This is a genomic window from Marinovum sp. E3, assembly GCF_055755275.1.
The window spans coordinates 1,094,401-1,111,452 of record NZ_CM146908.1; the positions used below are offsets into that span (position 1 = coordinate 1,094,401).

Sequence of the window (17,052 nt, forward strand, 5' to 3'; positions counted from 1 at the left end):
TGGCGGCATGGACATGCCGCAACGCAACAAATATGAAGTTGCGGCAGGGAATCGACCTGTGTTCTTTCATCTCGACAGAAGTCGCGTTGAAATATAATTGCGCAGCGGATATTGCGCAATGGAACGACGTAACCGACGAAGGAAACGCACACGTGAAAATCGGGACGCCACGAGAGATACTGAACGGCGAGAACCGGGTCGCCATGACGCCGGACAGCGCGACGCAGTTGCAGAAGCTGGGCTACGAGTGCCTGGTCGAGACCGGGGCCGGGGCGAAAGCCGGGTTCTCGGATGATCTCTACCGCGAGGCGGGTGTCACCGTCGTCGACAGCGCCGAGGCGCTCTGGGGCACGGCCGACATCATTGCCAAGGTGCGGATTCCGACCACCGAAGAGCTGGACTATCTGACCGAAGACAAGACGCTGATTTCCTTCTTCAATCCGGCCGGGAACGAAGAGGGCATGGAGGCCGCCAAGGCCAAGGGCGCCTCGGTCATCGCGATGGAGATGGTGCCGCGTATCTCGCGTGCGCAGAAGATGGACGCCTTGTCGTCGATGGCCAATATCGCCGGTTACCGCGCGGTGATCGAGGCCGGCAACAACTTCGGCCGCTTCTTCACCGGTCAGGTGACGGCCGCCGGCAAGGTGCCCCCGGCCAAGGTTCTGGTGGTCGGCGCCGGTGTGGCCGGTCTGGCCGCAATCGGTACCTCGACCTCGCTTGGCGCCATCACCTATGCCTTCGACGTGCGGCCGGAAGTGGCCGAACAGGTCGAATCGATGGGGGCCGAGTTTGTCTATCTCGACTTCGAGGAAGAACAGGCCGACGGCGCCGCCACCGGCGGCTATGCCGCGGTCTCCAGCCCGGAATTCCGCGAGGCCCAGCTGGCCAAGTTCCGCGAGCTGGCCCCCGAGATGGACATCGTCATCACCACGGCGCTGATCCCCAACCGCGAGGCACCCGAGCTCTGGACCGAGGACATGGTGAAATCCATGAAACCCGGTTCGGTGATCGTCGACCTGGCGGCGGAAAAGGGCGGCAACTGCAAGCTGACCGTGGCCGACGAGAAGGTGGTGACCGACAATGGCGTGACCATTATCGGCTATACCGATTTCCCCTCGCGCATGGCGACGCAATCCTCGACGCTCTATGCCACCAATATCCGTCACATGTTGACCGATCTGACGCCCGACAAGGACGGCACGGTCAACCACAACATGGACGACGACGTGATCCGTGGCGCGACCGTGACCCACAAGGGCGAGATCACCTTCCCGCCGCCGCCGCCCAAGGTGCAGGCGATTGCGGCGCAGAAGAAGGAGAAGCCCAAGGAGCTGACCGTCGAGGAGAAGAAGGCGCAGGAGGTTGCGGCCTTCAAGGCGCAGACCAAGCGGCAGTTCACCCTGCTCGGCGTCGGCGGCGTGCTGATGCTGCTGGTGGGCCTCGTCGCCCCGGCAAGCTTCATGCAGCACTTCATCGTTTTCGTGCTGGCCGTTTTCGTCGGCTTCCAGGTGATCTGGGGCGTGGCGCACAGCCTGCACACGCCGCTGATGGCGATCACCAATGCGATTTCCTCGATCATCATTCTCGGCGCTCTGATGCAGATCGGTTCGGGCTCCTGGCTGGTGATCCTGCTGGCGGCATTGTCGATCTTCATGGCCGGAATCAACATCTTCGGCGGCTTCCTCGTCACACGGCGCATGCTCGCCATGTTCCAGAAATCCTAAGGAGTCCGTGCAGATGGAATTCGGATTCACCACTGCCGCCTATGTTGTCGCGGCTGTTCTCTTCATCCTCTCGCTCGGCGGCCTGTCGAACCAGGAAAGCGCCAAGCGCGCTGTCTGGTACGGCATCGTCGGCATGGGCCTGGCGGTCTTTGCCACCCTGGTCGGCCCCGGCGCGGGGCTCTGGCTGCTGTCGCTGATCCTGATCGCCGCCGGCGGCGTGATCGGCGTCTATGTGGCCAAGCGCGTGCAGATGACCGAGATGCCGCAGCTGGTCGCGGCGATGCACAGCCTCGTCGGTCTGGCCGCCGTCTTCGTCGGCTTCAATGCGCATTTCGAGATGGGCCGGGTGCTGGCGATGGAGCCCGAGGCGCGCAAGGCGCTGGAAGGTTTCGCCGCCGTGCTGGCCAAGAAGAACGGCGCCGAGCTGGCGATCCTCAAGGTCGAGCTGTTCCTCGGCATCTTCATCGGGGCGATCACCTTCACCGGGTCGGTCGTGGCCTTCGGCAAGCTGGCCGGCAAGGTCACTTCGGCCGCGACCAAGCTGCCGGGCGGGCATATGCTCAACCTCGCGGCCGCGATCGTCTCGCTGCTCTGCCTGGTGTGGTACTTCAACACCGGTGGCTTCCTGCCGCTCTTCCTGATGACCCTGGCGGCGCTCTTCATCGGCTATCACCTGATCATGGGCATCGGCGGTGCCGACATGCCGGTGGTGGTGTCGATGCTGAACTCCTATTCGGGCTGGGCCGCCGCGGCGATCGGCTTCTCGCTCGGCAACGATCTGCTGATCGTGGTCGGCGCGCTGGTCGGCTCATCGGGTGCGATCCTGTCCTACATCATGTGCAAGGCGATGAACCGGCATTTCGTCAGCGTCATCCTCGGCGGCTTCGGCGGCCCGGCGGGTGAGCAGATGGCGGTCGAGGGCGAGCAGATCGCCATCGATGCCGAGGGCGTGGCCCAGGCCTTGAACGAGGCCGACAGCGTGATCCTGATCCCCGGCTACGGCATGGCGGTGGCCCAGGCGCAGAACGCGGTCTCGGACCTGGTGCGGAAGCTGCGCGGCCAGGGCAAGAACGTGCGTTTCGCCATCCACCCGGTGGCGGGCCGTCTGCCCGGCCACATGAACGTGCTGCTGGCCGAGGCCAAGGTGCCGTATGACATCGTAATGGAGATGGACGAGATCAACGAGGACTTCCCGGAGACCGATGTTGCCATCGTCATCGGCTCGAACGACATCGTGAACCCGGCCGCCCAGGACGACCCCAACAGCCCGATCGCCGGCATGCCGGTTCTGGAATGCTGGAAGGCCAAGCAGGTCTTTGTCTGCAAACGTGGCCAGGGCACCGGCTATTCCGGCATCGAGAACCCGCTGTTCTTCAAGGACAACACGCGGATGTTCTACGGCGATGCGCGCGAAAGCCTCGACAAGCTTCTCGGGCTGGTCGACTGACAGCCGGCGGTGGGTTGAACACCTGCCCAGCGAACATCAACAAGCCTTCCCGGAGAAATCCGGGGAGGCTTTTTCTTTGCGGCAGGCCGTAGTTTTTGGGTTACGTATATACGATGTCTATAGTATGAATATATACAGCGCGGCGCAGACCGCGTGTGACCTCAATCAAAAAGGAGCCTGTCATGGCGAGCAAAGCAAAGATCAAAGACCTGAAAAAAGAAATGGCTGCCCGCAAGAAGAAAGTCGCGCGGCAGGAAGCCAAGCTGAAGAAAGCCAAGAAGGCGCTGAAAAAGGCCGCGTGATCCGGCCTTTTGACGACGATCTCCGGGGCGGCGCAGCGATGCGGCGCCCCGTTTGCGTTCGGGCGCCGGGGGCAGGGCGGACGGTATGCCGTTGTATTCACGTAACATATTGAAACTGCGACAATATCTTTCTTTACCTTGCGGGAAGAGCGGTTAAGTTGCACCAAAACAACGGGGCCGCTGCCATGCCGGAATTCACCGATCATCCCTTGCGCTACCAGCTGTCGAACGAGCTGCACGCACGGCCGTTTCCGACCGCACATGCGCCGGGGCGGGCGGTCTATCTTGTTGTCAGGAAAGAAAATCACGCCGCCTCTCGCGACAAGAGCGAAGACCTGGCGCATCTCATAGACCTGCTGGACCGCTACGGCGCGGCGCATCCCCAGCCCGGCGCGACTCATCATTCGGCGCAGATCGGCAAGCACAATCTCAAATGGGAGAGCCACACCGAGGTGGTGACCTATTCGGTGTTCATGGACGGTCTGGGCGAGCGGCCCTTCGACCCGGCGGATTTCGACGTCTTTCCCAAGGACTGGCTGGCCAGCGCGCCGGGCCAGCGGGTGACATCGGCGCTGGTCAGGGTCGAGACGCCACCGGAGGAGGAGCGGCTGTCGCATGCCTTGCAGGAATGGTTCGTGCCGGAAAGCCTGGCGGTCAGCCATGTGCTGGAAGGAGCGGCGATCGTGGCGGGGGATTTCCGCATCGATCCGGCCGGGCATGTGCGGTTTGCGGTATTTCCCGGTGAGGGCACGGGCGCCAGCCGGGTCGGCCGAATCCTGCAACGGATCTGCGAGATCGAGCTTTACAAATCCTTGTCGATGTTGGGCTTTGCCCGCTCACGCGAATTGGGCCCGGTCCTGGGGGCGCTGGATGACCGGCTGTCGGACCTGATGAACCGGATGACGGACGAGACCGTTCCGGCCGATGAGACGCTGCAAGCGCTGCTGGCGATTTCGGCCGAGCTCGAGGCGCAGTCGGCGACCTCGTCCTTCCGGTTCGGGGCCACGGGGGCCTATGAGGCCATCGTGCTGCAACGGATCGAGATGCTGCGGGAAAGCCATTTCAATGGCCGGCAGAGCTGGCATGAATTCATGATCCGGCGGTATGACCCGGCGATGCGCACCGTGAAATCGACCGAGCGGCGGCTGGCCAATATGGCAGAGCGGGCAATGCGGGCCAGCGAACTCCTGCGCACGCGGATCGAGGTCGAGCGCTCGGCACAGAACCAGTCGCAGCTCGAGGCGATGAACAAGCGGGCGGAATTGCAGCTGCGCCTGCAAGAAACGGTCGAAGGTCTGTCGGTGGTGGCGATCAGCTATTACGCCGTGTCGCTGGCCGGCTACCTCGCCTATCCCTTTGGCAAGAGCCTCGGGATAAGCAAGGAATGGGTGCTGGCCGGGCTTACTCTGCCGGTTGTGCTGCTTGTCGCTTGGGCGCTGCACCGGATGAGGAGTCGCCTCGGCGCCCAGCATTGAGCGCCGCATTGGTGGCCAGGGCGCCGACGACGATGGAACCCAGCGCCAGGAGCGCGGCAAGCGACAGCGTCGGTACACCGGCGAGGCCGGCGCCGACGGTGCAGCCGCCGGCCAGAACGCCGCCAATCCCCATCAGCGTCGCGCCGGACAGGTAGCGGCCGGTTTCGCGCGGCGAGACAAAGCTCTGCCAGCGGAAGCTGCGAAAGACCAGCGCGGCCAGCAGCGCGCCGCCGAGGACACCGCCGAAGAAGCCGACGCCAAAACCCGGCGCGATGGCGGTGCTGGCAACGGTCCAGAACAGGGTTTCGGTGGCGGGGGCGGTGAAGGACAGGCTTTCCATCGCGATCGGATCGAAATCGTCGTAGAGCAGGAAGCCGGTGCCGACCCAGGCGGCGGGCACCAGCAGGCCCAGAAGGCCGGCCATGACGAGATGCGAGGCGCGGCTGCCCGAGCGTACTGCAACGCCCAGCGCCAGCGCCGCGATGAGGCCGGTCCAGACAAGCGCGCCGCCGGGCAGGGCGGCCAGCGAGATATTCTCGCCCAGCGGCAGGGTGACGCTGGCAAGGGCGGTGCGGGCCGGGGCCAGAACGCCCTTGAGCGTGGCATGCGCCACCACGGCAAAGACCAGGATCACGGTCAGCGCCCGCAGGTTGCCGCCGGCGCCCAGCACCGTCAGTCGGGAGATGCAGCCCCGGGTCAGCACCATGCCGGCACCGAACATCGCGCCGCCGAGCGCAATGGCGAGCCAGGCGAGATCGGCGGTCATGAAGCGGTGGTCGTCAAAGCTGATCACACCGGCGGCCACGGCGGCCTGGGTGCCGAGCAGGGCGGTGGCCAGCGCCATGAGCCAGACGCCGGCGGCCTGCTTGCGGTCTTCGCCCACCAGAGCGCGGCGGAAACAGAATTTGGTGCGTTCGGCCAGAATGCCGAAGAGCGCGCCAAGGATCAGCGCCAGCACAAGGCTGGCCTGTTTGACGGTGGTGTCCTCAAAGCCGAATTGCTCGAACATGGGGCAGACTCCCTTTGGCAGATCCGGGTGCACATGCGCATAAATCCCGCCGCGATCAAGGGGGCAGGCCGGGGATCTGGCCGGCTTTCACGGAACATTCGCCTTGTCGCCCGGGCTTTGGGCGGAATGGCGTTCCGGCGGGCTCCGTCGGGTCGAAATCGCCGCCAGCCGCGCGCCGGTCGGGCCGAACAGGTGATCTTATTTTCGCCTCACCGCCCCCGGATCCGCGGGTCGAGCGCATCGCGCAGCCCGTCGCCGAGGTAGTTGACCGAGAGCACGGTAAGCGAGATCAGGATGCCCGGCCAGATCGGCCGCTCGGGGTAGCTCGAGAGCCGCACCACGCCGTCGTTGAGCAGCCGGCCCCAGGTCGGGAAATCCGGCGGAAATCCGAAGCCGAGAAAGGAGAGCGCAGATTCCGTGATGATCGCCGTGGCGATGCCCAGCGTCGCCGAGACCAGGATCGGCGAGAGGATGTTGGGCAGCATGTGGCGGGTGATCAGCCGCGTGTCGGTGGTGCCGATCGAGCGGGCGGCGAGGACGAATTCGCGCTCTTTCAGCGCCAGCACGTCGCCCCGCACGATCCGCGCGGTCTGCATCCAGGAGGTCAGGCCGATCAACGTGACGATCAGGATGAACACCCCGCCTTCGGGCCCGAAACGCGCCGCCAGCGCCTCGCGAAAGAGCAGCGAGGCGACGAGGATGAGCGGCAGCAGCGGCAGCGCCAGGAACAGATCGGTGAGCCGCATCAACGGCCCGTCTAGGCGGCGGAAAAACCCGGCGAGAATGCCGATGAAGGTGCCCAGAAGCACCGAAAGCACCATGGCGGTCAGACCCACCGCAATCGAGACCCGGCCACCGAACATCAGCCGGGCGAGTGTGTCGCGGCCGAGGTTGTCGGTGCCCAGAGGATGCGCCCAGCTCACCTTGGCGCCGCCATCCCAGAGCGCCACATAGATCGGCCGGGTGTCGCGCAGATCGAGAAAGTCGCGGCCGCGCGGCAGAAACTGCGGATCGACCGTCCAGACCAGCGGGCCGAGATAGACCGCCCCGACGAGGAAGACAAAGACGAAAGCGCCGAACATCGCGCCGCGATGGTGCCGGAACTGGTGCCAGACGTCGGCCCATTGGCTGCGCGGCGGGGCAAGCGGGGTGTCAGTCATAGCGGATCCTCGGGTCGAGCATGCCGTAGGCGAGGTCGGCGATCAGGTTGAAGAGCACGATCAGCACCGCAAAGACAAAGGTCAGCGTCTGTACCATCGGCAGGTCATTGGCCTCGATGGCGGTGATCAGCAACTGGCCGATGCCGTTCACCTTGAACACCTGCTCGGTGATGATGGCGCCGCCAAAGATATTGGGCACGCCAAGCGCGATCACCGTGACCACCGGGATCATCGAGTTCCTGAGCACATGCACCAGCACCACGTTGGGTTCGCCCAGCCCCTTGGCGCGGGCGGTGCGCACGTAATCCTGGCCCAGGTTGTCGAGCATCGAGGCGCGCATGAAACGGCTGAGCTGCGCGGTGATCTGCAAGGTCAGCACCATCACCGGCAGGATCATCTGGTTGATCTGGCGCAGAAAGCTGTCCCAGTCGGTCACCTGCAAGGTGGTGTCGTAGATCGAGGGGAACCAGCCGAGCTGGACCGAGAAGATCACGATCACCAGAACGCCGGAAAAGAATGGCGGGATCGAAAAGCCGATCATCGACACGAAGGTGCCGGCCTGGTCGAACCAGGAATATTGCCGATAGGCGGAATAGATGCCGATCGGCACGGCGATGACGATGGCCAGCAGATAGGCGGTGCCCACCACCCAGAGCGTCTGCGGCAGGCGCTGGACCACGATGTCCATCACCGGCGACCGGGTCTGCCAGGAGATCACCCGCAGCTCGCCCTGATAGAGCGCGGTATCGGGCAGCCAGCCAAGCAGCAGGCTGTCGGCGGTGAGCCAGTCGATCAGCACTTTGGGCTCGGTCCAGAACATCGCCACCAGCCATTTCCAGAACTGAAGCGGCAGCGCCTCGCCGATGCCAAGCGCCTCGCGCATCTTCTGTTTGACCTCGGGCGGGATCGTCAGCGGCACCTGGGCCATCGGATCGTTCGGCGCGAGGTTGAGCAGCAGAAAGATCACCAGCGCGATGAAAAGCAGCGTCGGTACCGAAAGCACCAACCGTCTGATGGCAAAAGTCAGCATGTCATGGAAGATCCGTGTCAGCGCGCAGGCGCTTGTCGTCGATACCGCCAGGCGCGGTCATCCGCCTGGCGGTCAGGTTTCGGCGCCGATCAATCCGCGCGGCGCCAGTCGTGGATGTTCCAGAGCTCGCTGTCCCAGGCGTTCATCACCACCCCTTCGAGCGTGTTGGACTGTGCCGAGACGCGGCCACGGTGCACCAGCGGGATCATCATGCCATCTTCGATCGCCATGTCGTTGAGCCTGCGGCCGATGGCGCCGCGCGCCTCGTTGCCGACCGCGGTCTTGAGCTCTTCGAACAAGGCGTCAAATTCCGGGTTGCAATAGCGCGAGATGTTTTCCCCCTGCCATTGCTTTTCCGGGGTCGGCGCCTTGTCGCAGAGACCGTTGCCGAAATAGCCTTGGGGATCGGTGCCGCCGAATGTGTTGGAATACATCTGCACGTCGGCATAGAACTTCTGGAAGGTGTCGGGACTGCCGGCATCGCCGCCGAAATAGACGCTGGCATTGATGTTGCGCAGCTCGGTCTCGATGCCGATGTCGGCCCACATCATCTTGACCAGCTCCTGGGTGTCCTGGCGCACCGCATTGGTCGAGGTCTGGTACAGCACCTTGAGCGGCACGCCGTCCTTTTCGCGGATGCCGTCGCCGTCGGTATCGACGATGCCGGCGTCATCCAGCAGCTTGTTGGCGCCTTCGAGATCCTGTTCGTCGCAATCGAAGGTGTCGGAGTTGTGCCACTCGGGCGCCGGCACCCAGTTGCAGGTGACCTTGCCGGCCGGGCCATAGCCCACTTCGACCAGCAGCGGCCGGTCGATCGCCAGCGACATCGCCTTGTAGATCGCCGGATCCTGCAAGAAGGGATGCGGCTTGATGATCGAGCGTTCGTCGGGCCCGAGGCTCGGGTCGGGATTGCTGTGGTTGAGCACCAGCCGTTCGACCGTCGGGCCGAATTCCGAGATGAACCGGCCCTTGCCGCTGGCTTCCATGCTCTTGATGATGTCGGGGGCCAGCTGCTGGTTCCAGGCGTAGTCGAATTCGCCGGTCTCCATCACCGCCCGCGCCGCCGAAGCCGCGTCGCCGCCGCCCTTGAGCGTCACCTTGCCGAAATGCGGCTTGCCTTCCAGCCGGAACCGGTCATTGGCGGAATAGATGATCACGTCGTTCGGCTTGAACTCGTCCACCACGAAGGGGCCGGTGCCGATCGGGTTGAAATTGGCCTCGGTACAGGTCGAGGCGGTGGCGCCGAGACAGTCGGCGAATTGCGCTGCCTGCAAAACCGGGCTCTCGAGACCGACAAAGGCCACATGCGGATTTGGGGTGGGGGCGTCGAAGGTGATGACGACGGTCTGCGCGTCGGGCGCCTCGACCGAAGTGATGCCGTCGAACTTGGTCTGATGCGCACAGCCGCCTTCGGGATGGGTGCAATAATCGTAGGTGAACTTGACGTCGGCCGAGGTCAGCGGCGTGCCGTCGGACCATGTGACGCCGGGAGAGAGCTTCCAGGTGATCTGGGTCAGATCCTCGCGCACCCCGCCATTTTCGACGGTGGGGATCTCGTCGACCAGCCAGGGGGTCAGAACGCCGCGCTCGTCAAATCGCGCCAGCGGCTCGAGCACCAGCCCGGCGGCTTCGGAATCCTTGCGCCCACCCGATAGAAACGGATTCAGCGTCGAAGGCGCTTGCCAGTAGAGCAGCCGGAGCTCGCCGTCGCTGCCCCGTTCGGCTTGCGCGCTTGCGGCCATGGCAATGCTCGCCGTCGCCCCGAGCAAAAGGGTTCTTGCCGTCATGTCGATCTCCTTGCTGACTCTGCGCCGCACGGTGTCGCGGCCGGGATGACGCAGCATCGGGTTGTGAGTGGTGCGAGCAGAATTACGCGTATAGGCGGTATTTTGCCAGCCTTTCACAGGCACACATCGAAACAGAAGCTGAAAGAAATGCAAGCGTTGTCATTCTGCCATGGGGGCTGTCGGTTTGACACCGCTTTGACCCGCGCCTAGCTTGCCCGCCAATTCAGCACCCACGGGGACATTCGCCAGATGCTCGATCAGCCGATTGCCAGGATCGACCGCCTGCGCGTCACCTTTCAGACCCGCGACGGTCCGGTTGCCGGGGTCGCCGATCTGTCGTTCGACATAAATCCCGGCGAAACGGTCTGCGTGGTCGGCGAATCCGGCTCCGGCAAATCGGTCTCGTCGCTGTCTCTGATGCGGCTGGTGGAGTTCGGCGGCGGCGAGATCGCCGGCGGCCGGCTGCTGTTCGACCGGCGCGAGGGCGGCGAAACCGATCTGACGCAGAGCACGCAGGAGGCGATGCGCGGCATTCGCGGCAATGAAATCGGCATGATCTTTCAAGAGCCGATGACCGCGCTCAACCCGGTGTTCACCGTCGGCCGGCAATTGACCGAGGGGCTGCGCCTGCACCGGGGGATGAGCCGGCGTCAGGCGCGCGCGCGGGCGCTCGAGTTGTTGCGCCAGGTGCGGATGCCCGAGCCTGAGCGGCGGCTGCGGCAATATCCGCACGAGCTGTCCGGCGGCATGCGCCAGCGGGTGGTGATCGCCATGGCGCTGGCCTGCGCGCCGCGTCTGCTGATCGCGGATGAGCCGACCACCGCGCTCGACGTCACCATCCAGGCCGAGATCCTGGCGCTGATCGACCGGTTGAAGCGCGAGACCGGCACCGCGGTGATGTTCATCACCCATGACATGGCCGTGGTGGCGCAGATGGCCGACCGGGTGGTTGTCATGCACCAGGGCCGCAAGGTCGAGGAGGGGCCGGTCGAGCGCCTCTTCGAGGCGCCGCAACACGCTTATACGCGGGCGCTCTTGGCTGCGGTGCCGCGGCTGGGCGAGATGCGCGGCAAGCCGGCGCCGGAGCCGATGCGGCTCCTGGGCGCCGACGATCAGCGGATCGCGCCGATCCCGGGCAGCACGACGCCGCTGCTGCGTGTGCGCAACCTGACCACGCGCTTTGCCGTTCGGGGCGGGCTGTTCCGACGTACGGTGGCGCAGGTGCATGCGGTCGAGGATGTGTCGTTCACGCTCAATCGCGGGCGCACCCTCAGCCTTGTCGGCGAATCGGGCTGCGGCAAATCCACCGCCGGCCGTTCGATCCTGCGGCTGGTCGAACCGCAGGCGGGCCAGGTGAATCTGGACGAGACCGATGTCACGGCGCTGGCCCCGGCAGAATTGCGCCGCGCGCGGCGCGACATGCAGATGATCTTTCAGGATCCCTTTGCCTCGCTCAATCCGCAGATGCGGCTGTTCGACCAGGTGAGCGAGCCGCTGCGCAATTTCAACATCGCCTCGGGCAGCGCGTTGACCGATCGGGTTGCCGCGCTGTTCGACCGGGTCCACCTGCCGCGCAGCTTCCTGCGGCGCTACCCGCATGAACTGTCGGGCGGCCAGCGCCAGCGGGTGGCGATCGCCCGGGCGCTGGCCCTGAACCCCAAGCTGATCATCGCCGACGAGGCGGTCTCGGCACTGGATGTCTCGGTGCAGGCGCAGGTGCTCAACCTGATGATGGAGTTGCAGGCCGATCTCGGCCTGTCCTTCCTGTTCATCAGCCACGACATGGCGGTAGTCGAACGGGTGAGCCATGATGTCGCCGTCATGTACCTGGGCCGCATCGTCGAGATCGGGCCGCGCGCGGCGGTCTTCGAAAATCCGCAGCACCCCTATACAAAGGCGCTGATCAAGGCGGTGCCGGTCGCCGATCCGCAGCGCCGGAAAGGCGAAAAAGACCTGAATTTCAAGCCCATCCCCTCGCCAATTCATCCTGTGGGCCATGTGCCCGAGCCTTCGGTGTATGCGCAGGCCGGCACCGATCACTTTGTTCTGACGACCGCATCGGGATATTGACGCGCGGCGCGGAAAGGCGCACCTCAGAGGCAAGCAGACAAGGAGAGTGATGATGCCCGTGAAGAACCGTTTTGCCGAGCTCCAGGAGGAGATCACCGAATGGCGCCGGGATCTGCACGCGCACCCCGAGATCCTGTTTGACACCCATCGCACCGCCGCGCTGGTGGCGGACAAGCTGCGCGACTTCGGCTGTGACGAGGTGATGACCGGCATCGGCCGCACCGGCGTGGTCGGCGTGATCAAGGGCAAGGCCAATGGCTCGGGCAAGGTGATCGGGCTGCGCGCCGACATGGACGCGCTGCCGATCCACGAGCAGACCGGGCTCGACTATGCCTCCAAGACTGATGGCGCGATGCACGCCTGCGGCCATGACGGCCATACCGCGATGCTGCTGGGCGCCACCAAATACCTGAGCGAGACCCGCAATTTCGATGGCACCGTGGTGGTGATCTTCCAACCCGCCGAAGAGGGCGGCGGCGGCGGCAAGGAAATGTGCGACGAAGGGCTGATGACGCGCTGGGGCATCCAGGAGGTCTATGGCATGCACAACTGGCCGGGCCAGCCGCTGGGCTCTTTCGCCATCCGGCCGGGCGCCTTCTTTGCCGCGACCGACCAGTTCGACATCACCTTCGAAGGCAAGGGCGGCCATGCCGCCAAACCGCATGAGACGGTCGACAGCACGGTGATGGCGGCGCAGGCGGTGCTGGCGCTGCAAACCATCGCGTCGCGCAATGCCGATCCGGTAGATCAGGTCGTCGTCTCGGTGACCTCGTTCCAGACCTCGTCGAATGCCTTCAACGTCATTCCGCAAAAGGTCGATCTGCGCGGCACCGTGCGCACCATGTCCGCCGAGATGCGCGATCTTGCCGAGACCCGGATTGCCGCGATCTGCGACGGCATCGCCGCGACCTTTGGCGGCACGGTGGATGTGCGCTATCACCGCGGCTATCCCTGCATGGTCAACCACGAGGAACAGACCGATTTCGCCGCCGAGGTCGCCCGCAAGGTGGCCGGCGATTGCGCCACCGCGCCGCTGATCATGGGCGGCGAGGATTTCGCCTATATGCTCGAAGAGCGCCCCGGCGCCTATATCCTCGTCGGCAATGGCGACACCGCGGCGGTGCACCACCCGGAATACAACTTCAACGACGCCGCGATCCCGGCGGGCTGCTCCTGGTGGGCCGAGATCGTCGAGACCCGGATGCCGGCGGCATAGCCGCAACGCGCCCCGGACGTGATCCGGGGCCGCGCGGTTCCTTGCGGGGCGAGGTCCCGGATCGGGGTCCGGGACGCGGGCAGGTCAACGTTCGACGTCGCGCTTGCGTCGCCCTTCGGCCTTGGCTTCCTTGATCACCCGGGAAAAGCTCCGCCCACGGGCCCGCGACTGTGCCAAGGTTTCCGAGTTGTGGCGATCCTCGCGCAAGAGCTTCTGCCAACGCGCCACCCGGTCGGCCGCCACCGCGCCGCTGGCCACCGCCGCCTTGATTGCACAGCCGGGCTCGCTGTCATGGCCGCAATCGCTGAACCGGCAATCGGCGGCCAACTCCGCGAGATCGTCGAACACCGCGCCAATGCCCTCGGCGGCATCGGTGAGCTGCAACTCGCGCATGCCCGGGGTGTCGATCAGCCAGCCGCCGGCCCGCGTCGGCCGCAGCGCCCGAAAGGTCGTGGTATGGCGGCCGCGGGCGTCGTCTTCGCGGATCTCGCGGGTCTCGGCGCTTTCTCCGGTCAGCGCATTGCGCAGCGTGGTCTTGCCGACACCGGACGAGCCGATCAGCGCCAGGGTCTGCGCCCTGGAACACCAGGGCGTGAGCCGCGCGGCATCCTCCGGGTCCTTGGCGTTGAGCGCCAGCGCGGTCACCAGCGGCGAGAGCTTTTCGGCTTGCCGAAGAAAGGGACGGGCGTCCTCGGTCTTGTCGGCCTTGGTGAGGATCACCAGCGGCAGACAGCCGGCGGAGGAGACCAGCGCCAGATAGCGCTCGAGCCGGGGCACCGAGAAATCGTCGTTGCAGCTGGTGACGATGCCGATGGTGTCGATATTGGCGGCAATGCGCTGCGCGGTGACCCCCGGCCCGGCGGCGCGGCGGCTGAGATCGGACACCGGCGTCAAGCGGCGCACCGCCGAGGTGCCGTCGGTCAGCACCCAGTCGCCCACCGCATAGGCGCCGCTGGCTTCGCGCGGGTGCAGGTTGAAAGAGCCTTCGGGCGTGACAACGACCAGCCGGTCGCGATGGATTTCGGCCACGCGGGCAGGCGAAAAGACGGCGTCGGCCGCGGTGAGCTGACGTGCGAATTGCTCTGACCATCCGAGGTCAGACAAGGTTTTATCGTTCAAGGGATTTGTCCTGTTTCAGGGGGATCACATGCTCGGTGTCCAAGCATAATTCCGAACCGGGCGCCGTCAGACGGCGGCCCGCAGGGTGCTGACATTCTCCATGAAGCCCTCCTGCGCTGAAACAATGGCTGCGGGCACCTTAATCCGCCGGATGCGGCGGATCAAGCGAATTGGCGGGCGGCCGCAGCAAGCCACCCGCCCATCGAGGCTCAGACCTTGGGTTTGGCAGGGGCCTTGGGTTTGGCGGTCTTGGGCGCCGTTTTGGCCGCCGCTTTGGCGGCCGGCTTGGCGGCGGATTTGGCCTTGGCAGTTGTCTTGCCAGCGGCTTTCTTCGGCGATGCGGCCTTTCGGGCGGTGGCGCGGCGCGCCTTGGGCGCGGCAATGGCCGCGTTCAGCGTCTGTTCGGCGCGCAGCCAGAATTCCTGATCGCGGCCCTGCGGCTGGCCTTCTTCGAGCCACAGGTAAAACGCGGCTTCGGCAATGGCAGTGGTGTCGGCGGTGTGACCCTCGGACATGATGTCCCCTCGCTCATGGGTTAGGTTAGCGCTAACATGGATAGCGATTTTTCTGCACCTGCACAATTCCCCGGACCTGTGCAGAAATGTCACGCCCCGGCTGGTGTGGCAAAAAAATCCGCGCTAAGCGGGGAGGGCAGAAAAAAGGAGCCAAGGGTGACGCAAGCTCAGACCGCGAACATCATGTGCATCAAATGGGGCACGCTTTTCGGCCCGGAGTACGTCAACCGGCTCTATTCCGGGGTGCGGCGCAACCTGGACCACCCGGTGCGGTTTTTCTGCATGACCGAAGAGCGCGCCGGGCTGCACCCGGACATCGAGCTGCTCGACCTGCCGGTCGAACCCTTTGCCGAGCCGATGAATGCCGCCCTTGCCGTCGCCAACCGGCAGGGGGCGATGCGCAAGGTCTCTTTGTTCCGCCCCGGGCTGGTGCCGGATCTCGACGGGCCGGTGCTGGGGTTCGATCTCGACGTGGTGATCACCGGCGACCTGACGCCGATCTGGAAGATGTCGCCGGGCAAGATCGCCATGCGCCACGACTGGACAGAAGCCCGCAAGGGCCGGCCCACCGGTCATGGATCGGTGTTTCGCTTCGATCCCGGCCGGCATGGGTTCCTGTATGAAGATCTGGCCGCAAACCCTTACGAAGAAGTCGAAAAGGCCCGTGGATCCGAACAGCGTTACACGTCGCACAAGGCGATGGATGAGGGCGTCTTCGACTATATTCCCGGCGATTGGGTGGTGAGTTACAAATACGATTGCAACCCGTTCCCGCGCAATTACCTTGCCGCCCCGCGCCTGCCAGACGAGGCGCGCGTCGTCTGTTTCCACGGGCGCCCGAAAATGCCGGATGCGCTCGAGGGGTACACCGGCTCTTTCATCCGCTACTCCAAGCCCTGCGACTGGCTGAAAGACCACTGGATCGATCGCGCCCACGACGATCTCGGGCCGGAGTGGGCCTGATCCGGTGACCCTGGCCGGGGACGCGGCGCCCAACTGGCGTCAAACAGGGCATGAAACGAGGTGCAGGCGTATTTGGGAAAGAGAAGAAAGACCTGCTGCTTCTTCTCTTTGACAAATACGCTGCGCGCCGGCCGCCCCGGGCGCGCCGCCGGCGGATCAGCCGCCGGTGTGGCTCATGTGGCGCGAGACCTGACCATCGGCGCGCTGGCGGGAATAATCGAAATCATGGCCCTTGGGCTTGTGCGCGATGGCGTCGCGGATTGCGGCCTCGAGCGGCGCGTCATCCTCGGGATGATTGCGCAGCGCGGCGCGCAGGTCGGCATTGTCTTCCTGGCCGAGGCACATGAACAGCTCGCCGGTGCAGGTCAGGCGCACGCGGTTGCAGCTTTCGCAGAAATTATGGGTCAGCGGCGTGATGAAGCCGAGTTTCTGGCCGGTCTCCTCGAGCCGCACGTAACGCGCCGGGCCGCCGGTGCGCTCGGGCAGGTCGGTGAGTCGGTATTCCTGTCGCAGCTGGTCGCGCAGGTCGTCGAGCGACCAATATTGGCCGACCCGGTCCTCGTTGCCGAGATCGCCCATCGGCATCACCTCGATGAAGGTCAGGTCGATGTCGCGCGCGGCGCACCAGCGGGTGAGCGTGAAGAGCTCGTTTTCGTTGAAGCCCTTGAGCGCGACGGTGTTGATCTTGACCCGGAGCCCGGCCTTTTGCGCCGCGTCGATGCCGCGCAGCACCTGGGGCAGGCGGCCCCAGCGGGTGACGCGAGCGAATTTCTCCTCGTCCAGCGTGTCGAGCGAGACATTGACCCGGCGCACGCCGGCGGCAAAAAGCTGATCGGCGAAGCGTTCGAGCTGGCTGCCATTGGTGGTCAGGGTCAATTCCTGGAGCGCGCCACTGTCGAGATGGCGGGTCATCGCCTGGAAAAACGTCATGATGTCGCGACGCACCAGAGGTTCGCCGCCGGTGATGCGCAGCTTTTCCACCCCGAGGCCGATGAAGGTCGAGCACATCCGATCCAGTTCCTCCAGCGTCAGCAGCTCTTTCTTGGGCAGAAAGGTCATGTTCTCGGCCATGCAATAGACACAGCGGAAATCGCAGCGGTCGGTGACCGAGACCCGAAGGTAGGAGATCGGGCGGAGAAAGGGATCGATGAGCTTTGTAGTCATGTGATGAACGTAAGGTTGCCGAAACGGGCCGACAAGGGGAATGTGGCGTTGACGGCCGAGACCATTGGCGT

Annotated in this window: 13 protein-coding genes; 6 read left to right on the top strand and 7 right to left on the bottom strand. The window is 64.9% G+C overall.

Annotated elements, in window-relative coordinates; translation table 11 throughout:
* Positions 1-152 precede the first annotated feature (152 nt).
* From AC0J5K_RS05385 to AC0J5K_RS05395, 3 genes are all read left to right on the top strand, one after another.
* The gene (locus tag AC0J5K_RS05385; RefSeq protein ID WP_048532336.1) at positions 153-1,724 is read left to right on the top strand and encodes a Re/Si-specific NAD(P)(+) transhydrogenase subunit alpha; all 1,572 of its coding nucleotides are present in this window, start codon (positions 153-155) and stop codon (positions 1,722-1,724) included.
* A 13-nt stretch (positions 1,725-1,737) separates the two neighbouring features.
* On the top strand, positions 1,738-3,171 hold the full coding sequence (locus tag AC0J5K_RS05390; RefSeq protein WP_048532335.1) for an NAD(P)(+) transhydrogenase (Re/Si-specific) subunit beta: 1,434 nt from the start codon (positions 1,738-1,740) through the stop codon (positions 3,169-3,171).
* A 487-nt stretch (positions 3,172-3,658) separates the two neighbouring features.
* Complete coding sequence (locus AC0J5K_RS05395; protein WP_074837198.1) at positions 3,659-4,948, top strand: DUF3422 family protein; 1,290 nt, start codon at positions 3,659-3,661, stop codon at positions 4,946-4,948.
* On the opposite strand, the gene AC0J5K_RS05400 is transcribed toward AC0J5K_RS05395, so the two are convergent.
* From AC0J5K_RS05400 to AC0J5K_RS05415, 4 genes are all read right to left on the bottom strand, one after another.
* Positions 4,875-5,957: a YeeE/YedE family protein gene (locus AC0J5K_RS05400; protein ID WP_274562548.1), complete on the bottom strand. Its 1,083-nt coding sequence runs from the start codon at positions 5,955-5,957 to the stop codon at positions 4,875-4,877. The genes AC0J5K_RS05395 and AC0J5K_RS05400 overlap by 74 nt on opposite strands.
* Positions 5,958-6,166: 209 nt before the next feature.
* Positions 6,167-7,117, bottom strand: a complete 951-nt coding sequence (locus AC0J5K_RS05405) for an ABC transporter permease (protein ID WP_274562546.1) — start codon at positions 7,115-7,117, stop codon at positions 6,167-6,169.
* Positions 7,110-8,147 (bottom strand): ABC transporter permease, encoded by a 1,038-nt coding sequence (locus tag AC0J5K_RS05410; RefSeq protein ID WP_048532331.1) that lies wholly within the window; start codon positions 8,145-8,147, stop codon positions 7,110-7,112. Before AC0J5K_RS05410 ends, AC0J5K_RS05405 begins: the two co-directional genes overlap by 8 nt.
* Positions 8,148-8,236: 89 nt before the next feature.
* Complete coding sequence (locus AC0J5K_RS05415; RefSeq protein ID WP_274562544.1) at positions 8,237-9,934, bottom strand: peptide ABC transporter substrate-binding protein; 1,698 nt, start codon at positions 9,932-9,934, stop codon at positions 8,237-8,239.
* Between the two features lie 249 nt (positions 9,935-10,183).
* Between AC0J5K_RS05415 and AC0J5K_RS05420 the strand changes: the two genes are divergently transcribed.
* Together AC0J5K_RS05420 and AC0J5K_RS05425 are read left to right on the top strand one after the other, a co-directional pair.
* A complete protein-coding gene (locus AC0J5K_RS05420) occupies positions 10,184-12,004 on the top strand; it encodes an ABC transporter ATP-binding protein (RefSeq protein ID WP_274562542.1) in 1,821 nt (606 codons plus the stop codon).
* A 52-nt stretch (positions 12,005-12,056) separates the two neighbouring features.
* Entirely contained in the window at positions 12,057-13,220 is a 1,164-nt protein-coding gene (locus AC0J5K_RS05425; RefSeq protein WP_074837290.1) for a M20 aminoacylase family protein, read from the top strand.
* A gap of 84 nt (positions 13,221-13,304) precedes the next feature.
* On the opposite strand, the gene rsgA is transcribed toward AC0J5K_RS05425, so the two are convergent.
* Together rsgA and AC0J5K_RS05435 are read right to left on the bottom strand one after the other, a co-directional pair.
* Entirely contained in the window at positions 13,305-14,324 is a 1,020-nt protein-coding gene (gene rsgA, locus AC0J5K_RS05430; protein ID WP_274562539.1) for a ribosome small subunit-dependent GTPase A, read from the bottom strand.
* 224 nt (positions 14,325-14,548) lie between these two features.
* Positions 14,549-14,854 carry a DUF2934 domain-containing protein gene (locus AC0J5K_RS05435; RefSeq protein ID WP_274562537.1) on the bottom strand — a complete coding sequence of 102 codons (306 nt, stop codon included), beginning with the start codon at positions 14,852-14,854 and terminating at the stop codon, positions 14,549-14,551.
* Positions 14,855-15,037: 183 nt separating this feature from the next.
* Here AC0J5K_RS05435 and AC0J5K_RS05440 point away from each other — a divergent pair, with 183 nt between their 5' ends.
* Complete coding sequence (locus AC0J5K_RS05440; protein WP_074837204.1) at positions 15,038-15,817, top strand: glycosyl transferase; 780 nt, start codon at positions 15,038-15,040, stop codon at positions 15,815-15,817.
* Between the two features lie 156 nt (positions 15,818-15,973).
* Here AC0J5K_RS05440 and moaA read toward each other — a convergent pair whose 3' ends face one another.
* Positions 15,974-16,981, bottom strand: coding sequence for a GTP 3',8-cyclase MoaA (moaA, locus tag AC0J5K_RS05445; protein WP_074837291.1), 1,008 nt, complete (start codon positions 16,979-16,981; stop codon positions 15,974-15,976).
* Between the last annotated feature and the right edge of the window lie 71 nt (positions 16,982-17,052).

Bases quoted from the DNA above. Each gene is read 5' to 3' on its own strand.
- AC0J5K_RS05390 (WP_048532335.1), top strand. From the start codon at position 1,738: ATGGAATTCGGATTCACCACTGCCGCCTATGTTGTCGCGGCTGTTCTC.
- AC0J5K_RS05395 (WP_074837198.1), top strand. From the start codon at position 3,659: ATGCCGGAATTCACCGATCATCCCTTGCGCTACCAGCTGTCGAACGAG.
- AC0J5K_RS05400 (WP_274562548.1), bottom strand. From the start codon at position 5,957: ATGTTCGAGCAATTCGGCTTTGAGGACACCACCGTCAAACAGGCCAGC.
- AC0J5K_RS05405 (WP_274562546.1), bottom strand. From the start codon at position 7,117: ATGACTGACACCCCGCTTGCCCCGCCGCGCAGCCAATGGGCCGACGTC.
- AC0J5K_RS05410 (WP_048532331.1), bottom strand. From the start codon at position 8,147: ATGCTGACTTTTGCCATCAGACGGTTGGTGCTTTCGGTACCGACGCTG.
- AC0J5K_RS05415 (WP_274562544.1), bottom strand. From the start codon at position 9,934: ATGACGGCAAGAACCCTTTTGCTCGGGGCGACGGCGAGCATTGCCATG.
- AC0J5K_RS05420 (WP_274562542.1), top strand. From the start codon at position 10,184: ATGCTCGATCAGCCGATTGCCAGGATCGACCGCCTGCGCGTCACCTTT.
- AC0J5K_RS05425 (WP_074837290.1), top strand. From the start codon at position 12,057: ATGCCCGTGAAGAACCGTTTTGCCGAGCTCCAGGAGGAGATCACCGAA.
- AC0J5K_RS05435 (WP_274562537.1), bottom strand. From the start codon at position 14,854: ATGTCCGAGGGTCACACCGCCGACACCACTGCCATTGCCGAAGCCGCG.
- AC0J5K_RS05440 (WP_074837204.1), top strand. From the start codon at position 15,038: ATGTGCATCAAATGGGGCACGCTTTTCGGCCCGGAGTACGTCAACCGG.
- moaA (WP_074837291.1), bottom strand. From the start codon at position 16,981: ATGACTACAAAGCTCATCGATCCCTTTCTCCGCCCGATCTCCTACCTT.